Source organism: Corynebacterium kutscheri (assembly GCF_000980835.1).
Lineage (GTDB): Bacteria > Actinomycetota > Actinomycetes > Mycobacteriales > Mycobacteriaceae > Corynebacterium > Corynebacterium kutscheri.
Genome location: NZ_CP011312.1, coordinates 518,729 through 540,222, shown reverse-complemented (window position 1 = coordinate 540,222; position 21,494 = coordinate 518,729). Strand labels below are relative to the sequence as shown.

Annotated in this window: 26 protein-coding genes; 8 read left to right on the top strand and 18 right to left on the bottom strand. The window is 48.5% G+C overall.

Annotation, left to right across the window (positions count from 1 at the left end; all coding sequences use genetic code 11):
• From folK to UL82_RS02465, 8 genes are read right to left on the bottom strand one after another with little or no spacing between them, the layout of a single operon-like run.
• Entirely contained in the window at positions 1–447 is a 447-nt protein-coding gene (gene folK, locus UL82_RS02500; RefSeq protein ID WP_046438870.1) for a 2-amino-4-hydroxy-6-hydroxymethyldihydropteridine diphosphokinase, read from the bottom strand.
• On the bottom strand, positions 447–800 hold the full coding sequence (folB, locus tag UL82_RS02495) for a dihydroneopterin aldolase (RefSeq protein ID WP_046438868.1): 354 nt from the start codon (positions 798–800) through the stop codon (positions 447–449). Before folB ends, folK begins: the two co-directional genes overlap by 1 nt.
• Complete coding sequence (folP, locus tag UL82_RS02490) at positions 793–1,584, bottom strand: dihydropteroate synthase (RefSeq protein WP_046438867.1); 792 nt, start codon at positions 1,582–1,584, stop codon at positions 793–795. The genes folB and folP overlap by 8 nt, the downstream gene beginning before the upstream one ends.
• Positions 1,584–2,159 (bottom strand): GTP cyclohydrolase I FolE, encoded by a 576-nt coding sequence (folE, locus tag UL82_RS02485; protein WP_169746254.1) that lies wholly within the window; start codon positions 2,157–2,159, stop codon positions 1,584–1,586. Before folE ends, folP begins: the two co-directional genes overlap by 1 nt.
• Complete coding sequence (ftsH, locus tag UL82_RS02480; RefSeq protein ID WP_046438865.1) at positions 2,143–4,353, bottom strand: ATP-dependent zinc metalloprotease FtsH; 2,211 nt, start codon at positions 4,351–4,353, stop codon at positions 2,143–2,145. The genes folE and ftsH overlap by 17 nt, the downstream gene beginning before the upstream one ends.
• Positions 4,350–4,904, bottom strand: coding sequence for a hypoxanthine phosphoribosyltransferase (hpt, locus tag UL82_RS02475; protein WP_046441100.1), 555 nt, complete (start codon positions 4,902–4,904; stop codon positions 4,350–4,352). The genes ftsH and hpt overlap by 4 nt, the downstream gene beginning before the upstream one ends.
• Before the next feature lie 5 nt (positions 4,905–4,909).
• Positions 4,910–5,815: a tRNA lysidine(34) synthetase TilS gene (gene tilS, locus UL82_RS02470; protein WP_046438864.1), complete on the bottom strand. Its 906-nt coding sequence runs from the start codon at positions 5,813–5,815 to the stop codon at positions 4,910–4,912.
• Positions 5,778–7,001 carry a D-alanyl-D-alanine carboxypeptidase/D-alanyl-D-alanine-endopeptidase gene (locus tag UL82_RS02465; RefSeq protein WP_046438862.1) on the bottom strand — a complete coding sequence of 408 codons (1,224 nt, stop codon included), beginning with the start codon at positions 6,999–7,001 and terminating at the stop codon, positions 5,778–5,780. Before UL82_RS02465 ends, tilS begins: the two co-directional genes overlap by 38 nt.
• Before the next feature lie 50 nt (positions 7,002–7,051).
• Here UL82_RS02465 and UL82_RS02460 point away from each other — a divergent pair, with 50 nt between their 5' ends.
• The 3 genes from UL82_RS02460 to UL82_RS02450 all read left to right on the top strand — a co-directional run bounded on the left by UL82_RS02460 (position 7,052) and on the right by UL82_RS02450 (position 8,350).
• A complete protein-coding gene (locus UL82_RS02460; protein WP_046438861.1) occupies positions 7,052–7,522 on the top strand; it encodes an inorganic diphosphatase in 471 nt (156 codons plus the stop codon).
• Between the two features lie 61 nt (positions 7,523–7,583).
• Positions 7,584–7,871: a rhodanese-like domain-containing protein gene (locus UL82_RS02455; protein ID WP_046438859.1), complete on the top strand. Its 288-nt coding sequence runs from the start codon at positions 7,584–7,586 to the stop codon at positions 7,869–7,871.
• A gap of 35 nt (positions 7,872–7,906) precedes the next feature.
• Complete coding sequence (locus tag UL82_RS02450; RefSeq protein ID WP_046438858.1) at positions 7,907–8,350, top strand: MarR family winged helix-turn-helix transcriptional regulator; 444 nt, start codon at positions 7,907–7,909, stop codon at positions 8,348–8,350.
• On the opposite strand, the gene UL82_RS02445 is transcribed toward UL82_RS02450, so the two are convergent.
• The 4 genes from UL82_RS02445 to groL all read right to left on the bottom strand — a co-directional run bounded on the left by UL82_RS02445 (position 8,315) and on the right by groL (position 12,919).
• Complete coding sequence (locus UL82_RS02445) at positions 8,315–9,445, bottom strand: HNH endonuclease signature motif containing protein (RefSeq protein WP_046438856.1); 1,131 nt, start codon at positions 9,443–9,445, stop codon at positions 8,315–8,317. The genes UL82_RS02450 and UL82_RS02445 overlap by 36 nt on opposite strands.
• 141 nt (positions 9,446–9,586) lie before the next feature.
• A complete protein-coding gene (gene ppk2 / locus UL82_RS02440; protein WP_046438855.1) occupies positions 9,587–10,483 on the bottom strand; it encodes a polyphosphate kinase 2 in 897 nt (298 codons plus the stop codon).
• Positions 10,484–10,716: 233 nt separating this feature from the next.
• The gene (locus UL82_RS11510; protein WP_269078402.1) at positions 10,717–10,851 is read right to left on the bottom strand and encodes a hypothetical protein; all 135 of its coding nucleotides are present in this window, start codon (positions 10,849–10,851) and stop codon (positions 10,717–10,719) included.
• 424 nt (positions 10,852–11,275) lie between these two features.
• Positions 11,276–12,919, bottom strand: a complete 1,644-nt coding sequence (groL, locus tag UL82_RS02430) for a chaperonin GroEL (RefSeq protein WP_046438852.1) — start codon at positions 12,917–12,919, stop codon at positions 11,276–11,278.
• A 189-nt stretch (positions 12,920–13,108) separates the two neighbouring features.
• Here groL and UL82_RS02425 point away from each other — a divergent pair, with 189 nt between their 5' ends.
• Both UL82_RS02425 and UL82_RS02420 read left to right on the top strand, forming a co-directional pair.
• Positions 13,109–14,452 (top strand): dipeptidase, encoded by a 1,344-nt coding sequence (locus UL82_RS02425; protein ID WP_046438850.1) that lies wholly within the window; start codon positions 13,109–13,111, stop codon positions 14,450–14,452.
• Positions 14,453–14,608: 156 nt separating this feature from the next.
• Entirely contained in the window at positions 14,609–14,848 is a 240-nt protein-coding gene (locus UL82_RS02420) for a HigA family addiction module antitoxin (RefSeq protein ID WP_046438849.1), read from the top strand.
• An 81-nt stretch (positions 14,849–14,929) separates the two neighbouring features.
• On the opposite strand, the gene UL82_RS02415 is transcribed toward UL82_RS02420, so the two are convergent.
• The 5 genes from UL82_RS02415 to UL82_RS02395 all read right to left on the bottom strand — a co-directional run bounded on the left by UL82_RS02415 (position 14,930) and on the right by UL82_RS02395 (position 18,066).
• A complete protein-coding gene (locus UL82_RS02415) occupies positions 14,930–15,205 on the bottom strand; it encodes a hypothetical protein (RefSeq protein ID WP_046438848.1) in 276 nt (91 codons plus the stop codon).
• A gap of 79 nt (positions 15,206–15,284) precedes the next feature.
• Positions 15,285–16,529 carry a leucine-rich repeat domain-containing protein gene (locus UL82_RS02410; RefSeq protein WP_046438847.1) on the bottom strand — a complete coding sequence of 415 codons (1,245 nt, stop codon included), beginning with the start codon at positions 16,527–16,529 and terminating at the stop codon, positions 15,285–15,287.
• Positions 16,522–16,962, bottom strand: a complete 441-nt coding sequence (locus tag UL82_RS02405; protein WP_046438845.1) for an HtaA domain-containing protein — start codon at positions 16,960–16,962, stop codon at positions 16,522–16,524. The genes UL82_RS02410 and UL82_RS02405 overlap by 8 nt, the downstream gene beginning before the upstream one ends.
• A 238-nt stretch (positions 16,963–17,200) precedes the next feature.
• Entirely contained in the window at positions 17,201–17,464 is a 264-nt protein-coding gene (rsrA, locus tag UL82_RS02400; protein WP_046438844.1) for a mycothiol system anti-sigma-R factor, read from the bottom strand.
• Complete coding sequence (locus tag UL82_RS02395; RefSeq protein ID WP_046438842.1) at positions 17,464–18,066, bottom strand: sigma-70 family RNA polymerase sigma factor; 603 nt, start codon at positions 18,064–18,066, stop codon at positions 17,464–17,466. Before UL82_RS02395 ends, rsrA begins: the two co-directional genes overlap by 1 nt.
• Before the next feature lie 47 nt (positions 18,067–18,113).
• Here UL82_RS02395 and ybaK point away from each other — a divergent pair, with 47 nt between their 5' ends.
• Genes ybaK through rsgA form a run of 3 tightly spaced genes read left to right on the top strand, consistent with a single transcriptional unit; the run spans position 18,114 to position 20,969 of the window.
• On the top strand, positions 18,114–18,617 hold the full coding sequence (ybaK, locus tag UL82_RS02390) for a Cys-tRNA(Pro) deacylase (RefSeq protein WP_046438841.1): 504 nt from the start codon (positions 18,114–18,116) through the stop codon (positions 18,615–18,617).
• Between the two features lie 47 nt (positions 18,618–18,664).
• Positions 18,665–19,942, top strand: a complete 1,278-nt coding sequence (gene aroA, locus UL82_RS02385; protein ID WP_083966390.1) for a 3-phosphoshikimate 1-carboxyvinyltransferase — start codon at positions 18,665–18,667, stop codon at positions 19,940–19,942.
• A gap of 4 nt (positions 19,943–19,946) precedes the next feature.
• Positions 19,947–20,969: a ribosome small subunit-dependent GTPase A gene (gene rsgA, locus UL82_RS02380; protein WP_046438840.1), complete on the top strand. Its 1,023-nt coding sequence runs from the start codon at positions 19,947–19,949 to the stop codon at positions 20,967–20,969.
• Between the two features lie 16 nt (positions 20,970–20,985).
• Here the strand turns inward: rsgA and UL82_RS02375 are convergent, their stop codons facing one another.
• Positions 20,986–21,489, bottom strand: a complete 504-nt coding sequence (locus UL82_RS02375) for a DUF6912 family protein (RefSeq protein WP_046438838.1) — start codon at positions 21,487–21,489, stop codon at positions 20,986–20,988.
• Positions 21,490–21,494: the final 5 nt, after the last annotated feature.

Here is a 21,494-nt window from a genome sequence, read left to right as displayed (position 1 = left end):
CTAGGCCTCCTTTATCACATCGTTTAAAAGCTTTTCGACGCTTTCCTGCCCCAGTTTCGCTGTTGGGTCAGCCTCCAACCAGGGCGCCAACACGAAAGCACGCTGGTGTGCCCAAGGATGGGGCAATAACAAAACAGGATCATTGCTTGTGACCCCCTCGATCTGCACAATATCAACATCTAAAGTTCGTGGCCCCCACCGACGCTCACGAACTCGGTGAGCATTCTGTTCTAGCTTCTGACAGCGACGCAATAACGCATAGGGTCCTTCGGCAACCTCAACAATAAGTACTGCATTAAGAAAATCCGCTTGATCGGTGACCCCCCAAGGCGCAGTAAGATGTATCGACGAATGCGCAATTGTTTCTTTAGCAAACTCATCAAATACGGTGTATAGCAACTGCTTACTCTCTGCCATATTTGATCCAATAGAAAGCACCGCGCGCATTAGCGTACCGCCTGATAGGTAACCGACACATCAGAAAAAGTCAGTGGGATAGGCGCATGTGGCTTGTGCACGGTGACTGCGATGTCGTTGATAAGTGGAAAACGCGCTAAAGCTGCCTGAGCGATTTCATAAGCTAATTTTTCAATAAGGTCAAAAGGCTCACCAACAATCAGCTCATGTGCTAGCTCAGCGAGTTCGCCATAGTGTACCGTGGCGCTCAGATCGTCGCTACGCCCAGCCGCCTCGATATCAACACCTAGCCTGATATCAACGATAAATTCTTGCCCCTCACGTTTTTCGTGTTCGAAAACACCGTGATAACCAATAGCTCGCAAACCTTTAAGTTCAATCATGATTATTCCATTGAGCTACTACATCGACCGCAGAACGAGAACTTGCTACTTCGTGCACCCGCACACACCATGCACCTAAATGCGCCGCGATTGCAGTCACCGCCGCTGTAGCAGGATCAGCGCCAAACGGCTGCAAAAAACGCTTACGCGAAGCACCAACTAACACCGGAAAATCCCCGTTAATAAATTCCGGTAGCGCATGCAATAATGCCCAGTTATCAGCTGCAGTTTTAGCAAAACCCAGCCCTGGATCAATGATAATGTTTTCTGCCCGAACCCCAGCGGATTGTGCTTGGGTAGTCAATCGTTGCAAAGTTTGGTGTACATCGCGGACTACATCACCACCGTGATCAGCCGCACCGGCAGCATCGCCAAAACGCACTGTCTTCCAATGCATAAGGCATACTGGCAACCCACTATCTGCCATTACCTGATACATATTCGGATCGGCTAGTCCGCCGGAAACATCGTTGATAAAATCTACACCTGCTTCCACAGCGGCAGCAGCCACACTAGCGCGCATAGTATCCACAGAAGTTTTAATTCCTTCGCTGTGGAGTTCTTTAATCACTGGCACGACTCGTTCCAACTCCAACTCGGGCGCTACTCGGGTAGCACCTGGTCGAGTCGATTCCCCACCGATATCAATGATGTCGGCACCAGCTGCAACTAGATCGCGGGCGTGCTGGAGTGCAGCGTCGAAACGCAACCATTTACCGCCATCGGAAAAAGAATCTTCAGTGACATTGAGAATGCCCATAACGGCAGTGCGGCCAAAATTCATTAGCTACCTCGAATCAAAGACAAAGCCTCCGCACGCGACGCTGCATTACTTCTAAAGCCACCGCGAACGGCAGAAGTCGTGGTACTCGCGCCCGGCTTTCGAATGCCACGCATAGCCATGCATAAATGCTCACACTCGATCACCACGATCACTGATTGTGCGCCTAATTTAGCAACCAACGCATCGGCTACCTGTGAGGTAAGTCGCTCTTGAACCTGTGGCCGCTTGGCATAAAGATCAACCAATCGCGCCAATTTAGACAGGCCAGTAACTTGACCCGACTCGCCCGGAATGTAACCAATATGCGCCACACCAAAAAACGGTACCAAATGGTGCTCGCAGGTGGAATAGATTGGAATGTCTTTGACCAAAACTAACTCGCGGTGGTCTTCCGCAAAAGTTTTTTCCAACACCTCAGTCGGATCGGAATGCAAACCAGCAAAAATCTCCGCATACGCCCTCGCGACCCGGGCGGGAGTTTCTGCTAACCCCTCCCGATCCGGGTCTTCGCCTACAGCGAAAAGTAGTTCCCTAATTGCAGCCTCAGCACGCTGGTAATCAAAGGCCTTCGGCACGATGTTTTCCTTCGTCGTAATCAGAACGTTCGTGCTCTGGCAAACTAAAGCCGATCTCCTCTTTAGGGTAGGCCTTCTCGCCAGGGTGCTCGGTATAAGGATTCTTTGGTGGCCAACCAGGTGCGGTCCAACCAGCAGGAGCACCATAATCGCCTACTGGTGTTTGTTGCGGTGCTGGGGGTTGTTTTTCCGCAGCGCGCTTTGCACGTGCCTCACGCGAAGCATCAAGAAGGTTAAATGGTTTAGGTGGTTCTTCACCGCGTTCAATAGCCAACTCGGTTGGAGTTTTTACTGGTTCGCGGCCAATTTGACGTGGGAAGCGTAGATCTTCATTGGGGAAAACATCGCCGACTTCACGCGGTTCAATATCGGCAAACAATACCTCTAGGTCAGGTCGACGCAAGGTTTCTTTTTCCAAAAGCTTCTCAGCCAATTTATCTAAGTGATCGCGGTACTGAGAGAGGATCTCATAGGCTTCAGCATGTGCCTTATCCATGAGGTACTTCATTTCCTCATCAATTTGTGCCGCTGTGGCTGGCGAGTACTCCAAAGTTCCCTGGCTGCCTCGCCCAGAGAATGGATCACCTTGCTCATCACCATATTTCACGAGACCGAGTGTGGGGCTCATGCCGTATTCAGTCAGCATGGCCTTGGCGATCTTGGTAGCCATCTCAATATCTGCGCTAGCGCCAGTAGTTAGCTCACCGAAAACCAATTCCTCGGCAGCACGTCCACCCATAGCGAACACCAAACGTGCATAGAGCTCGTCTCGGTTGTACATGCCACGATCATCTTCTGGTGCGGTCATCGCATGTCCGCCAGTACGCCCACGAGCTAAGATAGTGACCTTATAAACTCGCTCAATATTCTTTAGCGCCCAGGCAGCCAGAGTGTGTCCACCCTCGTGATAAGCGGTAACCTTCTTTTCTTTTTCAGAGATCACCTTAGAGTTACGACGAGGTCCACCAACTACGCGATCAGTAGCTTCTTCAAGTGCATCAGCAGTAATTACATTGCCACCGATACGCGCGGTAAGCAATGCCGCCTCATTGAGCACATTAGCTAGATCAGCGCCCGACATCCCTGCTGTACGACGTGCCAACGCATTAAGATCTGCATCCTTAGCCAAGGGTTTTCCCTTAGCATGGACACTAAGAATCTGCTCGCGACCTTTCAGATCTGGATTAGTAACTGGAATCTGGCGGTCAAAACGTCCCGGGCGCAATAATGCTTGATCGAGAATATCCGGGCGGTTGGTTGCAGCAATAAGAATCACGCCTTCGCGATCCCCAAAACCATCCATTTCTACCAATAACTGGTTAAGGGTTTGCTCGCGTTCATCATGTCCGCCGCCCATACCAGAACCACGTTGACGACCTACCGCATCAATTTCATCGACAAAGATGATACATGGGCTATTTTCCCGAGCCTGCTTAAACAGATCTCGTACTCGAGATGCACCCACGCCAACAAACATCTCCACAAAGTCCGAGCCAGAAATAGAGTAAAACGGTACCCCAGCCTCACCGGCTACAGCACGGGCTAATAAGGTTTTACCAGTACCTGGCGGACCATAAAGTAGCACGCCGCGTGGGATTTTGGCACCAAGTTCTTCATAACGCTGTGGATCTTGTAAGAAATCTTTGATTTCATGTAGTTCATCAACGGCCTCATCAGCACCGGCAACATCGTCGAAAGTATTCGTTGGCATATCACTGGTCAACTGCTTTGCTTTCGAGCCACCAAAACCGAACATGCCAATGCCACCAGAGCTTTGCATACGCGCAAAAACCCACATAATCAAACCGAAGACAATCAGCATCGGCAAGATATAACTAACCATCGACAGCAAGAAACTATCCTGGTTAACATTGGTGGTGAACTTATCGACGTTGCTTTTTTCTACCTTGGTAAACACATCTTGGGTTGCCCGGGCAGGATACTTTGTCATGATCTCAGTGAGACCAGTTTTTTCTTCGACATCAATGCTATCGCGCAGTTTAAGACGCAGCCGCTGCTCGCGATCGTCGATTTCGACTTCTGAAACGTTGTTCTTGGTTAACTGCTCGATAGCAACCGAAGTATCAACTTCGCGATAACCGCGCGTATCGCTGGCAAACAACGAAAAAAGATACAGTGAAATAAGGATGACCGAAGCAAAACTTGCGATCTGAAGAATTCTATTTTTACTCATGATGTATAAACACTCGGATCTAAGGTGCCTACAAACGGCAGGTCACGGTAACGCTCGGCATAATCTAAGCCATAGCCAACAACAAATTCATTAGGGATATCGAAACCAACGTCGATAAGCTCAATGGTGGCAGTAACTGCCTCTGGTTTACGTAGCAAACTGACTACTTCCAGACTTTTTGGACCACGGCTTTCCAGATTGCGAATCAACCAACTCAGCGTTAAACCAGAATCAATAATGTCCTCAACAATAAGTACATCCCGATCCCGAATATCACGATCAAGGTCTTTAAGAATACGCACCACACCCGACGAAGACGAAGAATTACCATAAGAACTCACCGCCATAAACTCCGTCTGGCTAGGAATACTTAATGCACGCGCAAAATCGGTAAGGAAATACACCGCACCTTTAAGAACACAGACCAACATAAGGTCCTCATCAATGTCCCGGTACTTCTCACTCACCAAGTCAGCCAGCTCTTGAACACGCCGCGCAATGTCCTCCTCGCTGACTAACACAGACGCCACATCGTCACCATAACAATTCATCGCAGTCACAACCTTTCTCCTGGTGTCACAAAAAGTGTGCCATTTTTACGCACTACTTCCAACCTCCGCCCAATAGCAACACCACCTTGGCCATGCCAATGATGAACCAGATTCTCAATTGCTACCAATTTAGCCCTATCCACGGTCACAGAATATCCCTGCAAAAACCGTACAATAACCATCCGCAACTCAGCCGGAGACAACTGTTGAAGCTTTTCGACGCTCATATCCGACGCCTCTACAGCGAAAGCCGATTCCAACAACACACCATGCTCAGCCGCCTGCGCTAATGCTGGCACCACATCAAAACCTTTAATCTGATTCAGCAACGGAATCACTTCCCTACGCAAACGCACCCGCTGGAAACGCTTATCCACATTCATTGGATCAGACCAATACGCCAAACCCAACTCCTTGCACGCACCCACCGTATCAATACGACGTACCCCCAACAACGGACGAACCACCCGATTAGTTTCCGCCATACCAACACCACGCCCCCGCAACGAATTAAGCAAATACGTCTCTGCTTGATCATCCATCGTATGCGCCACCCACACCGGCAGCCCCCACGCCAACAACGCCTCATAACGCGCCTTACGAGCCTCAGCCTCAACATTACCCGGAGCAACATGAACCCGGGTGAGCTGGGCAGATACGCCTAAGCACCGCACCTGCTCTACAGCGAAACTTCCAACATCTGCAGATCCTTGCTGTAGGCCATGATCAACGACTACAGCGGTGATCTCTTTGTCCTCTGCTTTCGCTGCCGCCACCAAAGCTAGCGAATCGGCGCCACCAGAAAGTCCGACTACAGCAGGACCGTCGAAACGCCTGACTGCGCGCCGTACAGCGAGAAAATGAGGAGAATGCCTAGGCCAAAAAATCGTAGATGGTGGTTGCGAATTCATCTAGTGCCGCCCTTGCCGACAAAATATCCGAGTCATTACTAATTAATCCAATGGCATATACATGCTCGTTTTTTGCCTGCACAATGCCCGCCAGCGCTGATGTCTGCGTCAAAGTTCCGGTCTTCGCACGCACATAGCCACGCGAATCCACATCCAAGTAACGCTGTGCCAGAGTTCCATTACCCCCAGCAACTGGCAAAGTTGATAACAAAGGTCGCAACGTTGATTCTGTTGCAGCGCGATGCATAATTTCTGCCAGCAGCTGTGCGGTGACCACGTTATCCACGCTAAGGCCGGAGTAATCAACCACACTAGTTTCTCCTACAGCGAAACCCTGCGTGGCCAAAACGTTTACTGAATTAGCTGCAGACTCTCGTCCAATTGCCTCAGCCATGACATTGTCAGAATCCACCATCATCATGGTGATACGTTCGATCAGTGGTGGCGATAATGTACTAGCTACTGGTTCAGCATCAGCAGGGGCTACGCCTGGACCAACTTTCGTAGCGCCGATGAGCGCTGCTAATTCTTCCGCTACAGCGAAAGCCGGAGTATGCGAACGCGGTGCATCACCACTGGTTTCACCAATACGACCGCCATACAACATAATCGGCTCCATGGGGGCGATATAACCAGCATCAATATCCGCTTCATCCCACCCTACAGCGAAACTCGGATAATCCGCCCACGCCGAAGTGTCGACCAACACTTCATCAATACCCGGGGGAAGCTGTTGAGCTAATTCGCTAAGGCGCTCATGAGTAAGCCATACATCACCAGTAGCTTTAATGACAGCGGTATGCTTATCGACGAGATACACCGTAGTCTCAATTTGCTGCTGTGCATCAAGCTGATACAAGGCAGCTGCTGCGGTAAGGGCTTTTGTCGCACTCGCCGGGCGTAAGGGTGCAGTCGGAAGCTGGGAGAACACGGTTTCACCAGTTGTCGTGTCGATGACTACAGCGGAGAATGTACCTAGCCGTGTATCAGAGGAAAAAGCCGAAAGCGACGTCGATAAGCCTGTGTTATTTCCTGGTAATGGAATAAGGTTACGCATCGTGCGAACAGGGCGCGGAAGTTCCTGTGCTGGGTCGTGCTGTAGACGGTTGTCGAGCGCGACATATACCACTACAACAACAATGCCAAGCACCGCAACGATCGCTGCAATCCACTTCGTATTCTTCACCGACCCTAGAGTACTATTAGTTAAAACAATCCAAAAAGGAGAGGTACAAGATGGAAGTAACAATCGAGATCCCTAAAGGCTCACGCAACAAGTACGAAGTTGACCATGAGTCCGGAAAAATCTACCTCGACCGTTACCTATTCACCCCCATGGCCTACCCACTCGATTATGGGTTTATCGATCACACCCTTGGCGAAGACGGCGACCCACTGGATGCACTCGTCATTCTGCCAGAACCAGTTTTTCCTGGTGTGATCGTCAAGGCACGACCACTAGGTGTTTTTAAGATGACCGACGAAGCCGGTGGCGACGACAAACTACTCTGCGTTCTAGATGATCCTCGCTGGAGCAAATACAACGACATCGAAGACGTTGAACAACACCTTCTTAACGAAATCGAGCATTTCTTCGTCCATTACAAAGACCTTGAGCCAAATAAAGAAGTCACTGGCTCAGGCTGGGGAAACAAGACTGAAGCTGAAAAGATCTACAGCGAAGCTATCCAGCGCTACAGCAAGTAAAAAATAGGCACCAACAACATTAAAAGGTTGGTGCCTTATTTTTATGCCTACAATAAACAACATGAAAGAAGTAGCAGTTACTGCTGTACCACAAGAGGCACAGCTTATCGATGTACGCGAAGCCGACGAATTCGCCGCTGTCCATGCACAAGGCGCAAAAAATATTCCCATGAGCCTATTTACCACTCACATGGGTGAACTCGATACCAACAAGGAGATCTACCTTATTTGTAAGTCTGGTGCTCGCAGCGCACAAGTACAGGAGTATCTTGCTGCACGCAACATCGAAGCTATTAATGTTGCAGGTGGCACAGAAGCCTGGGTCGCAGAAGGTCTGCCTACCCAATAATTGGTTTCCCCACTTTTTGGATTACCATAACAACCATGACCCACCCAGAATTCCCAGCAGACCTGCTTGAGTCACCATCTTTTCAACTAGAGCGGCTACGCCGTCGCACCCGTGATGAGGTGGAAGAAACTCTACAGCACAAGGATGTTAGCCTGCGGGAATACTGGGTTCTTACCTGTTTAGCTAAAGCCGATGCTACGAGTCAATCTTCGCTGTGCGATATGCTCGCTATCGATGCATCAGACATGGTGCGCTTAATCGATTCGTTGGAGCAAAAAACCTGGGTAAAGCGCGAACGAGACCCCAAAGATCGGCGTCGCCAAATTGTTACAGCTACGAAAAAAGGCAGGCAGGCTCAAAAGGATCTTCGAGACCTTGTCGCCAGCGCTGAAGACAAGGCTCTCGACGAGTCCACCTCGAAGCAACTCAAACATTTACGTAAACTAGCAAAATCCATCATCGCTGCTGAAGAAGAGTGATCTGCCAGCTAGATCAATAGCTTTTTTGCTATTAATTTGTCTTCGTTTGCTGTACTGGCATTCCCATATATAGCGCCCCTCGGCGTCGATAGTAACAATGGCTTGGCCTGCTGTTACTTGTCCATGGTGCGCTGGGCACAGCATGACCATGTTCGATAGGTTGGTCATGCCACCTGAAGCTGCTGTTTTTATGTGATGCGCCTGGCAACCGTGCTTCGCAGGTATTTTACAACCAGGTGCAGCACAAAAAATATTGTGCCCGATCATAGCTTGGCGTTGTTTACTGTTAGCAAAGCGTTGTTGAATAACAGCAGCCTCCATTGGAAGCATAGTTAGGTCGTTGTAGACTACAGCGAAACCCACGCCAACAAGTTTTTTGTGCAATAGGTCAAGGGTTGCAATTGATCCGTCGGTAAGAGCGTATTCATCACGGGTGAGGCCCTCTTGCAGTTCACTTAGCTTGACTACAACGTGGACGCCGACTTTGTCGCTAATGTCGACCATTTTCAGCAGGGCTTGGGCGCGGCAGTGCTCGATTTTTAAGCCAGATTCGCGGTGGTAGAGCTTCGTCGTTAAGCTTTCTAGCTTATCGACGAAAGGCGCAAACACTTCCCCATCAAGCCACCCCATCACTTGGTATCCACCACGCGCATCAAGCTCCTTGCTCACCATAAGTTTGCTGCGCGGTTTCTTCGTGCTAGCCAGGTTGATGGCGCGCACGTGTGCTTTAGCGGCGGTCATCATGGTGGCAAAATCTTTGTCCTTGGCAATCTGGATCAACTCGTAGCGCAGTTTTTCTTTGCTGTAGGCAATATCCGCCGCGATTTTATTGGTCTGCTGATTAATAAACACCAGCTCTTCAGCGCTGATTGTTTGTTTCTGTGCTTCGGAAAGAGCTTCTCGACGTATATCCTTCTGTCCAGCATCAACAAGTTGTCCGAACAAGGCTTTCGCTGTAGAGCGGTACTGGGCAGCCTGTGTGGGTGCAATCCTAAACAGCGCACTGATTTGATCGACGCTCAGTTTGGCATCGTATAGCTCTTTCAGCAAGGCGACCCCGTGCTGTGCAAGCTGAGCGCGTTGTTCGATGTACATGTTTTTAGCATGACAATACCGATAAAGCAGCACAAGACTTGGGGCTAAAAACAATGAAATCTGTGGATAACTTCCCGTTATTGAAAAGAGTTATCCACAGATTTTGATTCTTTTTTAAAAAACCGCGAGATGGCAAAGGGTTTAGTCGCCAATTTGGTCGCGTCCGCGCATCACGAGCAGCGGATCGGGTTCACCAACAACAGCATGGTCTTTATCGGCATATTCAAATTTGCTCAAAATATAACGCATAGCATTAATTCGGGCCCGCTTTTTATCATTGGATTTAATTGTGATCCATGGCGATTCATCGGTATCGGTATAGCGGAACTGTTCTTCTTTGGCTCGGGTGTAATCATCCCAGCGGTCTAAGGAAGCTAGATCCATTGGCGAGAGTTTCCATTGGCGCACCGGGTCGACCTGGCGAATAGCAAACCGGGTGCGCTGCTCTTTTTGTGACACCGAAAACCAAAATTTCGTTAAGGAGATCCCAGAGCCAAGAATCATATTCTCCAGCATCGGTACCTCACGCAAAAACTCTGCGTGCTGCGACTCAGTACAAAAACCCATCACACGCTCTACACCAGAGCGGTTGTACCACGATCGGTCGAAAAAAACGATCTCGCCGGCGCTGGGGAAATGCTGGATATAGCGTTGAAAATACCATGAGGTTGATTCGCGTGGCGACGGCTTCTCCAAGGCCACGGTACGCGCCCCTCGAGGGTTAAGGTGCTCATTAAATCGCTTAATGGAGCCTCCCTTACCAGCGGCATCACGGCCCTCAAATAAAATGATATGGCGTTGACCAGTATCCTTAGTCCAGTTTTGCCACTTAAGTAACTCGATCTGCAAGGCACGCTTAATGTGATCGTATTCATCACGGGTCATTCTTTCGCTGTAGGGGTAGTTTTCCCGCCACGTGTCTATCGGCAAGCCATGAGAATCGAGCAGAACCGGATCATCCTCGTCGGAGTCATCGACGATATAGCCTTCGGTCTTAGCAAGATCGATGACCGGAAGATCGTTATCAGAGTCAGCCATAAACAAATACTACTAGAGATACAAAAACCCCGCCCAATGTGGACGGGGTTTTACGTTAAGTAAAAATTACTTAATGAAGCCGAGGAGCTTAGAAGCGCCCTTGGCGATCTCGATGAAAGGCTTCATGAAATCAAAAAGAGCCTGGAAGAATGGAACGGAATCAGCAATAAAAGAAGACATATATAACTCCTAGTTAATATGGTATGTGGTTGCAGAAAGCCTAATTAAGGCTATTACTTACTGGAAGCGAAAGAAGAAACTTCACCTAGGTAGCTAATTGCCTTAGGCAGGTTGAGGATGATCTTTGCCCAGCTCTCCCAGGTATCAACGAAGTTGTTCAAGTGGGTGATGATGTTAGAGATGTCCATTACTGAACTCCTTACTTATTATAAAAACAGGCCAACACGCCCACTCAGAACTGGGCGTTGCAAGAAACCATTCTTGCACAAAACGGCCATATGGCAAGTCGAAATTGAAATAAAAATATATACATCAAGCTGCATAAATTTTTTTAAACAAGTTTTTATAGGTGAAAATACTCTATTTAAAAATGCCCGCAACCAGCCGCTTTTAATAAAAGTATGACTCTCTTATGCTAATTAGTTCACTAAATAAGTAACGTTCTCATCCTCGCCAGCGATATGCCTGCGGCGAGGCTTACACAATTACGCCCTAACTTCATAAATAAAATAAACCCAAATGGGGGTAACTTAGGTAATTATTGTTTATTTTTTTCGACTAAGTCACACCAAAAAAATAACGCCCCCGAAGGAGCGTTATTAATCTGGCAGCTTAGAAGCCCATGCCGCCCATTTCATCAGCACCAGGCATTGCAGCAGGCGCTTGTGGCTCTGGCTTATCAGCAACGACTGCTTCCGTCGTCAAGAAGAGCGCAGCGATCGAGGCAGCGTTCTGGAGTGCAGAACGGGTCACCTTAACTGGGTCATTGATACCGGCAGCCATGAGATCGACATACTCACCAGTAGCAGCGTTAAGGCCTTCGCCAGCTGGTAACTGCGATACCTTATCGGCAACCACGCCTGGCTCTAGACCAGCGTTATAAGCGATTTGCTTCAATGGTGCCGACAATGCTTCGCGAACAATCTTGACACCGGTCGCTTCGTCGCCTTCAAGCTCAAGATCCTTATCCAGCACATGAGCTGCCTGGAGCAAAGCAACGCCACCACCGGCAACGATACCCTCTTCAACAGCAGCCTTTGCGTTGCGCACAGCGTCTTCAATGCGGTGCTTGCGCTCTTTAAGCTCAACCTCGGTTGCAGCGCCAACCTTAATTACTGCAACACCGCCGGCTAGCTTAGCTAAGCGCTCTTGTAGCTTCTCACGGTCATATTCAGAATCAGAGTTCTCAATCTCGGCACGAATCTGCTTCACGCGACCCTCGATCTGCTCAGCAGCACCAGCGCCTTCAACAATTGTGGTGTCATCCTTGGTAACAACCACCTTGCGGGCACGGCCTAGCAATGGCAGATCGGCGGTTTCTAGAGACAGGCCAACTTCTTCAGAAATAACCTGACCGCCGGTAAGAATAGCCATATCTTGTAGCTGTGCTTTACGACGATCACCAAAGCCTGGCGCCTTAACCGCAACCGACTTAAATGTGCCGCGAATCTTATTCACGACCAAGGTGGACAAGGCTTCGCCCTCAACGTCCTCAGCGATAATAAGCAGTGGCTTGCCCGACTGCATGACCTTCTCTAGCAGTGGCAACAGATCCTTAATATTGGAGATCTTGCCGGAAACCAAAAGAATATAAGGATCTTCGAGAACTGCCTCTAGACGCTCCATATCGGTAGCGAAGTAACCTGAGATATAGCCCTTATCAAAGCGCATACCTTCGGTCACCTCAAGCTCAACACCAAAAGTGTTGGATTCTTCAACCGTAATAACCGACTCTTTATTGAGCTTACCGCCACCAACAGCGTACATAGCCTTAGCAATCTGAGCGCCAATTGCTGGATCGGCAGCAGAAATACCAGCGGTAGCAGCAATCTGCTCCTCGGTTTCTACTTCCTTAGCGCCAGCAAGCAGGCTTTCAGTTACAGCTGCAACAGCCTTTTCGATGCCACGCTTAATACCCATTGGGTTAGAACCTGCGGCAACATTGCGCAGCCCCTCACGCACCAATGCCTGTGCGAGCACAGTAGCGGTGGTGGTGCCGTCACCAGCAACGTCATCAGTCTTCTTAGCGACTTCTTTAACTAGCTCGGCGCCAATCTTCTCATAAGGATCTTCCAGCTCGATTTCGCGAGCAATAGAAACACCATCATTAGTAATGGTAGGAGCGCCCCAGCTCTTTTCTAATACGACGTTTCTACCCTTAGGGCCTAGGGTAACCTTCACGGCGTCAGCAAGCTGGTTCAGACCCCGCTCAAGGCCGCGACGTGCTTCCTCATCAAAGGCAATGATCTTTGCCATGAGTTTTTACTCCTTATATAACGTGTCCCTTTGCTTGGCGCCCGCGACGGCACATTCTTTTTCAAGAATCCCACCACAAAGGTGCTTATTTTTTAGCACTCGGATTATTGAAGTGCTAAGTACCGTTTTTAGCAGCTGAACCTTACGAGCGCAAGAAAAATCGCTATCAGCCATCTAAGATCAACAAGCATGAACGATGTCAGTACTTTTTTACATAATCACCGCGATAAAATCTTTAACAATCTTAAAGAAATCGTCGCTTTTAACTCTGTTCATTCTGTCCCAGAGCTCAAAGAACAACATTCCGGTGCGTGTGCCTGGGTCGTCGAAAAGCTTCAACAGCGCAATCTAAAAGTCACTGAATACCCAGTCGAAGGCGGTGCTACTACTATCATCGCGCGCAAAGAGGCTGTCGGCGATGCACCAACCGTACTGTTGTATTCACACTATGATGTGGTCCCTGCAGGAGATCCTAGTGCATGGAGCGCTGATCCATTTACGCTTACTGAGCGCGACGGCCGGTGGTACGGTCGCGGTGCGGCCGATTGTAAGGGCAATTTGGTCATGCATCTTGCTGCTCTTGATGCGGTTGAACACGCTGGCGGCACAGATCTTGGGCTTATCGTACTCATTGAAGGCTCAGAGGAAATGGGTGGCGCAGAGCTATCTGAGTTGATTCATAATCAACCAGAATTGTTCCAATGCGATGCAATTTTAATCGCTGATAGTGGCAATGCAGCCGTGGGAACCCCTACGCTAACGACTACTTTACGTGGTGGGGCTCAGATTGATGTCACCGTCGATACGCTAAAATTCCCAGTTCATTCCGGATCTTTTGGTGGTGCTGCCCCTGATGCAGTTGCAGCCCTAATCCGTACTATTGATTCGCTTCGCGATGAACATGGTCGCACAGTTATCGATGGCGTGGATTCGACAACCACCTGGCCTGGTGCAGCTTATGATCCAGAAACCTTCCGGGTAGATGCCGGCATGTTAGATGGCACTGACATTATGGGAACAAAAGATGATAATCCGGCCGATATGGTGTGGGCACGACCAGCTATTTCTATTACTGGTTTTAGTTCTACCCCAGTAGCTGAGGCGGTTAATGCTGTTCCGGCGACTGCTAGTGCCCGACTTAATCTACGTGTACCACCAGGAATGGTTGCTAGTGACGTTGCCGACAAGGTAAAAGCACATCTAGAAGCCCATGTTCCTTGGGGAGCAAAAATCTCGGTAACGATCCATGATCTTAACAATCCTTTTGAGACGACAACCGACGGGGCAGCAACGAGTGTTCTGGTCGATTGCCTTCGACAGGCCTATAACAATAAGGAGCTTACCGTTATTGGCAGCGGTGGTTCTATTCCGCTATGTGCGGAACTACTAGAAGCCGTGCCGCACGCCGAGCTAGCACTTTTTGGGGTAGAGGAACCACAATCTACTATCCACTCCCCAGACGAGTCGGTTGATCCCAATGAAATTCGCGATATCGCTATTGCCGAAGCCAATTTCCTATTAACCTATCGATAACATCTGACCTCACCCTCATTAATGGGCGCTTCCTAGAAAAAACTCTTGTCAGCAGGCCGGGACAGCATTAGGGTCAAAATTAATGTGGAACCATTTATATATCCAATAAATGCAACACATGACTGGGAATGGTTTCTATATTGAGGCAGGTACACCATGACAACAGCATTACCCCATCCCGGAATACTGATCCGGCGCGAAATCCTTACCCCGCTTGGCATGGATTCCAGCCGTGCCGCAAAGTGGCTTCAACTCGACAAGACCGAACTCGACGAACTGCTCAATGGTGATTGTCCAATTAGCGCTCAAGTTGCTCGCCACCTTGAACGTGCTGGAATATCTAATGCTCAAGCTTGGCTGGCCGTACAAAATTGTTATAACGAAGCACACCCTTAACAATATTTTTTAGCCCAGCCTCATAAAAGCATAATCCCGTCTAAACACTGTAAGTGCTTAGGCGGGATTATTTTATATCTGCTAGTTACCGCAATGGGTATAGCGTAAAACCGTATTAAGATCTATCCGCCATGCCCCTAACGTACAAATGTCTTCACAAAAGCGAAACTCTGCCGGCAAATCTGAACGTTCATAGGCTGCAGCGGCCAATGTTGGTAGATCCTGTGCCGCTGCAAGGATATAGATAGCGTCAACATCAAGCAGCCGCGAGATTCGGCATACACCACACATAATTGCTTCTGCGCTGATCCCTGAATCACACAGGTCAGACACCGTAATTTCAACTATCTGGCTCATAGGACAATGATAAGCGACTATACATTAAAACTTGCTGATATTTTTCTCACAGCTTGCTAGGTATACAAAACTTTCTGCATTAGGGCATAAACCGGCGCACAAAATCTTGAATAACACCCGCAAAAAGGTGGAAGAGGACAACATATACCGCACCAATAGGAAGAATAAGTGGAATAAACTTCTTTAGTTTCTCAGCAAAATTGCCCATCGGTTTTGGCTGTGGATCCGCTTTCGGCTCATCTTTAGGTGCAGCAGCTGGCGGATCCTCTTCTGGAACCTCAACTTCTACATCCGGGCAATCTTTCAGCTTATCTCCTAGCGACTTTTTCAACTCTGCCTCATCACTAATCGGATTATCGGCAATGCATAGAGTTTGTAATAATCCCTTTTTAGCCCAATCAACCTTAGTGAACTCGCTAATCTTATTTTTTTCCAGGTTCACCGTTGTCAGGGCTCGATGCTCAGTAAAAGTAGCCACATCTTCTAATTGGTTACCCGAAAGATCCAAGTCACGCAGCCACAAAAAGCTCTTAAGACGAGAAACATCGGTCAATTTATTATGCGCAAGGTGTAGGTTCTCTACCTCAGTACTCTCGGCCAAGCCATTGAGATTAGTAAGTTGATTATTATCCAAGTAGAGATATTCCATCTCTTTGTGCTGCGATAGCGCAGACACATCCGTAATCTTATTAGTTGTAGCTCGGATGTTATTAAGCTGTGGTTTATTCTCCAACCCCTGCAAAGAAGTTAACCGGTTAGCAGAAACATCGATAGACTGCAGTTTCTTGGAATTAGCTAACGGAGTCAGATCAGTAATACGATGGCCGCGAATATTAAGCAACTCTAATCCGGTAGCATGTTCCATACCCTTTAGCGTGGTAATTTTATCTTTCGACGAACGATTAGCCCCAGTACAGTTCAAAGAACCTATGCTTTGTACATGTGAAATCGTAATAGTTTCACTTTCTTGCATATCTAGCTCATAACGAATGCACTTTGCCAAGGTGGGATCAACAATATCCGCTGGGTCAGATTGAGAATGATCCAGCTTCTTTTTCGGTTGACCATCATTTTTTACTTTGCCGGGATAAAAGCGCCAAAACTGTGGCTCGCCTGGCTCGACATGTGAATCTTTAACCTTCAGCACAGCAATAAATGGATCAGCTTTTTCACCACGGTAAAAACCAAATAGTGTATGTGAGCCCTCGGTATGCTTTCCATTAAAAGCACTCACAACAAGCAAACCATCACGCATTTCTAGCTTGATATCGTCATATTGAACAACCGATGTCTGCTTAAAATCTTGTGGCGTATCATCAGCCATGGTGCCGGTGTTTTTTGCCGTCGATAAGCAGATCACCTGTAGCCAAATCAAGAGTTGGATTTTCCATGGTGATATCTAAAATTCCGCCATGGTGTGTCCAGTGGGTTGCACCCTTAAACTCTATTTTTCCAGTTTTAGCAGCATCAATTTTCTGCTCGTTTTTCAGTGGCCAACCAATAGCATTATTAGAATTTTCCACCCGATAGGTACCGTCTTTTTGGGTCTCCTGATGCAGTCCAACATACTGTCGGAATGACTCACGGAAACTCCAATTCAAAGTACCCCCGGTTACCGTGATCGGATAATTAACATTGTGGTTTTCTTCCATAATGTCAACCGGCTGAGCATGTACGTTAGGTACATTTAGCCCACCAACAGAAATACTTAAGGCAATGGTCAGCGCAGCAATAGTGCGAAATTTAGGTGGTCTCATCAAATCCCCTTAAAACATCTTTTAAGTAAGGCAAACCTAGCCTAAAATAAAAAAATCACTACGGAAAGAGGGGTAATTTTTCCACCTTTTTCCGTAGCGCTCATGCTTTGATAAACATCACAGCGATACAATATGCAATTATTCTAATAAGCTTGCTTATTGGTTTTTCTATCCTATTATCGAAATTAAAACCACGCTTCGATGTTTAACTTAGTATTGTTGCCCCCCGGTTTTTTAATCACTTTATGATCTGTTGTTCGATCCGAATGGAGTAAGTAATTCTTTCCCGCAGCCGCCCTGGCGCTGGATCACAGCAACATTTGCGCAATAATCCACGCAGTTCGCTTTCAGCTTCAAGCATCTCTCGACAATGCGGACAATTATCTACGTGTTCATTTAATCGAGCACAATCTTCAGCAGTTAGTTCCTGATCCAAGAGCGCAAACATGTAGGCACGCAGTTCAACACATTCATCGTGTTCCGCGTAATTTTCAACGGCCATTAGCTGTTCACCTTTTCGTCCAAGCCGATCCCTTGTTGGCTAGCTACGTCCTTCAACGCCTCACGTAACTGTTTTCTTCCCCGGTGCAATCGACTCATCACGGTACCCAATGGAGTACCCATGATCTCAGCGATTTCTTTATAGGGAAGCCCTTCTACATCAGCGTAATAAACCACCATGCGGTAATCGTCGGAAAGATCATTCATAGCATCGGCTATACGCTGGTTCGGCATATTCTTCAGCGCTGCGACCTCAGCAGATTCCAAGCCCACTGAATCATGAGAAGCAACACCTAAAAGCTGATGATCGGTTACATCTTCCGCGCTCGATTGAATCGGCTGACGCTGTTTTTTGCGGTAGGAATTGATGTACGTATTCGTCATAATTCGATACAGCCAAGCTTTTAAATTCGTTCCTTCTTTGAAACTCGCAAAAGCTTGAAATGCTTTAATATAGGTTTCTTGTACCAGATCCTCAGCATCGGCAGGATTACGAGTCATCCGTAGCGCGCCGCCATAAATCTGATCAAGCAAAGGTAACGCTTCTTGTTCAAAGCGTTTCTCTAACTGCGAACCCGGTGCGGGTGGGGTTTTTGCGGCCACTTGATAGTTTCGCCTCCTTTATAGATACCCGCCTATTGTAATGGACTATGAGCAAGAAAAAATCTCACGCTGCAACCCCCGCCCTCAAAGTTCTTGAAGAAGCTGGAATTTCGCACTCTATCCACCTTTTCGACGGCGGCACAGATCACTTTGGCGATCATGCCGCAGCCGCAATCAATGTAGAGCCAGAACGCATTTTTAAAACCCTCATTGTGGATCTCAGCGCTGGAAAAGGACCGAAACGTCAACTAGCAGTAGCCATGCTTCCAGTAACACATAAATTATCGTTAAAGAAGGTCGCAGCCAGTTTTCATGCCACTAAAGCTACGATGGCCGAAGTACACGATGCTGAAAAATCCTCTGGCTATGTCCACGGTGGCATTTCTGCGCTAGGCCAAAAAACAGTACTGCCTACAGTTATTGACGAAACTGCCCAACTCTGGGACACAATTTTCTTTTCCGGTGGCAAACGTGGTCTTGATATCGAAGCGAGCGCTGATGCACTCATTGAAATTCTAGCTGCACACTACGCCGACATTCTGGCGGAATAAACCACACTAAAGTATTCGTCGAAAAGCACAACCGGTTGTCCTCTATTATGAATGACATGTCTTCTTCGGTATGGGAAGCCCCCACCACCAACCAGCCAGTAACTGCCACGATTACCGTACCTGGTTCCAAATCAATGACCAACCGTGCGCTTATTCTGGCCAGCATCGCAGATGGACGCTCAACAATTGTCGGAGCACTTGATTCACGTGACTCTATGCTGATGATCGATGCCCTACGTTGTCTTGGGGTCGACATTACTGTCGCTGAAGAAATCACCGTCACCCCGCGTCCTTTACGCGGTGGCACAATCGATTGTGGACTTGCTGGTACGGTTATGCGCTTTGTTCCTCCGGTAGCCGCCTTAGCCACTGGCAGTGTCTTTTTCGATGGTGATCCCCAGGCACGCACCCGACCGATGGATCAAATCCTCACCGGTTTGCGCACCCTAGGAGTGCGTGTCGACGGCACTGCACTACCTTTTACTCTCCATAGTGAAGGTAACCCGGTAGGTGGTGAGGTAACTATCGACGCTTCTGCTTCTTCACAATTCGTCTCTGGCCTGCTTCTTGCGGCTGCCCGCTATCAAAAAGGAATGCGCATTACCCATAGCGGAACTAGCTTGCCCAGCATGCCTCATATTGAGATGAGTATCGATATGCTTCGTCAAGCCGGTGTCACAGTAGATACTTCTATTCCTCATCAATGGGTAGTATCACCAGGAAAAATTACCGCTCGCACGTGGCATATTGAACCTGATCTTTCTAATGCCACCCCATTTTTAGCAGCTGCTGCGGTAACCAATGGAACCGTCCGGGTCAATAATTGGCCACAACAAACCACCCAACCAGGTGATGCGATCCGAGAAATTTTAACTCAGATGGGCTGCCAGGTTAAACGCCACAACAATGATCTAGTAGTAACTGGTCCACCGCCAAATATGCTGCGCGGAATTACTATCGATATGTCGGCAATTGGTGAGCTCACCCCCACAGTCGCTGCCCTAGCTACCCTAGCTACCACCGAAACTACCTTATCCGGCATTGCACATCTACGTGGTCATGAAACCGATCGGCTCGCAGCGCTCAGCGCCGAAATTAATAATCTAGGTGGCTTATGCACCGAGCTTAGCGACGGACTGCGTATCACTCCTCGCCCACTTCAGGGTGGACTCTGGCGTTCATATGCCGATCACCGTATGGCTACTGCTGGCACTATTATTGGACTGCGTGTGCCTGGGATACAGGTAGAAAATATTGCTACCACTGCTAAGACTCTGCCAGGTTTTGAAAAAATGTGGACACAAATGATCAAAGAAGGACATTAATTTTATGGCGCGCAGTTCGAATCATCGTTCCTGGGACGAATCAGATGTAAAAATCCGTCCCAGAAAAGGATCTCGACCACGCACCAAAGATCGCCCCAGCCATAATGATGCTGAATTTGGGATGGTTATTAGCAAAGATCGCGGACGATGGGGCGTTATTCTCGACCGAGATGCAGATAACCCACACGCTACAGCCATTGTATGTATGCGCGCCCGCGAAATGGGGCGCACCCCGGTTGAAGTTGGCGATCATGTAGGCATTGTTGGCGACACCAGTGGCCGACCGGGCAGCTTGGCACGAATAGTTAAACTCAACGAACGTAGCTCCGTGCTACGCCGTACCGCAGATGACACCGACCCTTATGAACGCATAGTAGTTGCCAATGCCGAACAACTGCTTATTGTCTGTGCAGTAGCCGATCCCCCTCCACGGGCAGGTTTCGTTGAGCGCGCTTTAGTGGCGGCTTTCGTCGGCAAGCTCACTCCGATTATTTGTCTGACCAAATCAGATCTAGCCGATCCATCTGAGTTTGCCGCCGAATTTTCTGCTCTCGATGTACAAATCGTTATCAGCGGCATTAATGATCCCATTGACCCCATACACGAACTAGTCGATCAACGTATTACTGCCACAATTGGTCATTCTGGGGTAGGAAAATCCACACTAGTTAATCGACTAGTACCTGATGCCTTCCGGGCAACTGGCGATGTTTCTGGAGTGGGCAAAGGCCGACACACCTCTACCCAAGCAGTAGCATTACGTCTGCCCAAGGGTGGATGGATTATTGACACCCCAGGTATTCGCTCTTTTGGGCTAGCCCATGTGGATGCAGATACAGTGGTACAAGCCTTTGAGGATCTCAAACAAGCCAGCAAAGATTGTCCACGCGGCTGCACACATCTTGGCCCGCCAGCAGATCCAGAATGTGCCCTTGATCGTTTTGAGCCTACCGAAGCTACTGGGCGACGAGTCAAAGCGGTGCGCGGCCTACTTAAAGCGCTACGAACCAATGTTGATTGGGCATAAAAGGCAGCACGGCTTGCTACATCAACTGCACCAATATATTAAGTTCGCTAGGGTCATACCAAGCCAGATAATTATCTAACGCATCGCCTACAGTAAGCTCTGCGCCTTCTTCGCCAAGATCGGCTTGATCAATAAGCGCAATAGCCGACTTCGTAGCTTCCTCCGAATCTGCTACATCCACATGAATTGAGGCGACATCGCTAAAGTTGACCTGTGCGGGTTCCAGAATAACCACGCTCTCACCTAATTCCGGAGCAAAGGTGACTTGATCATCTGGCACATCTGCGCTAAGTACTACGCGTCGATAAGGAAAATGCTCATCGCCTATAGCGAGTAAACGAATTGATGCTAAAACAGCATCCTCGAATGCTGAATACGCAATTTCGTCCTCGTCACCTTCAACATAATAATCACGCAGCGCTGGGGTTACTGCAAAAGCATAACCCGATCGAGCGCTGATCACTTGACGCTCATTGAGCTCATGGAGCATGTCAAAGGTGGCCGGGATATAAATCCGCATTCTTT

Bases quoted from the DNA above. Each gene is read 5' to 3' on its own strand.
- folK (WP_046438870.1), bottom strand. From the start codon at position 447: ATGCGCGCGGTGCTTTCTATTGGATCAAATATGGCAGAGAGTAAGCAG.
- folB (WP_046438868.1), bottom strand. From the start codon at position 800: ATGATTGAACTTAAAGGTTTGCGAGCTATTGGTTATCACGGTGTTTTC.
- folP (WP_046438867.1), bottom strand. From the start codon at position 1,584: ATGAATTTTGGCCGCACTGCCGTTATGGGCATTCTCAATGTCACTGAA.
- ftsH (WP_046438865.1), bottom strand. From the start codon at position 4,353: ATGAGTAAAAATAGAATTCTTCAGATCGCAAGTTTTGCTTCGGTCATC.
- hpt (WP_046441100.1), bottom strand. From the start codon at position 4,904: ATGAATTGTTATGGTGACGATGTGGCGTCTGTGTTAGTCAGCGAGGAG.
- tilS (WP_046438864.1), bottom strand. From the start codon at position 5,815: ATGAATTCGCAACCACCATCTACGATTTTTTGGCCTAGGCATTCTCCT.
- UL82_RS02460 (WP_046438861.1), top strand. From the start codon at position 7,052: ATGGAAGTAACAATCGAGATCCCTAAAGGCTCACGCAACAAGTACGAA.
- UL82_RS02455 (WP_046438859.1), top strand. From the start codon at position 7,584: ATGAAAGAAGTAGCAGTTACTGCTGTACCACAAGAGGCACAGCTTATC.
- UL82_RS02450 (WP_046438858.1), top strand. From the start codon at position 7,907: ATGACCCACCCAGAATTCCCAGCAGACCTGCTTGAGTCACCATCTTTT.
- UL82_RS02445 (WP_046438856.1), bottom strand. From the start codon at position 9,445: ATGTACATCGAACAACGCGCTCAGCTTGCACAGCACGGGGTCGCCTTG.
- ppk2 (WP_046438855.1), bottom strand. From the start codon at position 10,483: ATGGCTGACTCTGATAACGATCTTCCGGTCATCGATCTTGCTAAGACC.
- UL82_RS11510 (WP_269078402.1), bottom strand. From the start codon at position 10,851: ATGGACATCTCTAACATCATCACCCACTTGAACAACTTCGTTGATACC.
- groL (WP_046438852.1), bottom strand. From the start codon at position 12,919: ATGGCAAAGATCATTGCCTTTGATGAGGAAGCACGTCGCGGCCTTGAG.
- UL82_RS02425 (WP_046438850.1), top strand. From the start codon at position 13,109: ATGAACGATGTCAGTACTTTTTTACATAATCACCGCGATAAAATCTTT.
- UL82_RS02420 (WP_046438849.1), top strand. From the start codon at position 14,609: ATGACAACAGCATTACCCCATCCCGGAATACTGATCCGGCGCGAAATC.
- UL82_RS02415 (WP_046438848.1), bottom strand. From the start codon at position 15,205: ATGAGCCAGATAGTTGAAATTACGGTGTCTGACCTGTGTGATTCAGGG.
- UL82_RS02410 (WP_046438847.1), bottom strand. From the start codon at position 16,529: ATGGCTGATGATACGCCACAAGATTTTAAGCAGACATCGGTTGTTCAA.
- UL82_RS02405 (WP_046438845.1), bottom strand. From the start codon at position 16,962: ATGAGACCACCTAAATTTCGCACTATTGCTGCGCTGACCATTGCCTTA.
- rsrA (WP_046438844.1), bottom strand. From the start codon at position 17,464: ATGGCCGTTGAAAATTACGCGGAACACGATGAATGTGTTGAACTGCGT.
- ybaK (WP_046438841.1), top strand. From the start codon at position 18,114: ATGAGCAAGAAAAAATCTCACGCTGCAACCCCCGCCCTCAAAGTTCTT.
- aroA (WP_083966390.1), top strand. From the start codon at position 18,665: ATGAATGACATGTCTTCTTCGGTATGGGAAGCCCCCACCACCAACCAG.
- rsgA (WP_046438840.1), top strand. From the start codon at position 19,947: ATGGCGCGCAGTTCGAATCATCGTTCCTGGGACGAATCAGATGTAAAA.
- UL82_RS02375 (WP_046438838.1), bottom strand. From the start codon at position 21,489: ATGCGGATTTATATCCCGGCCACCTTTGACATGCTCCATGAGCTCAAT.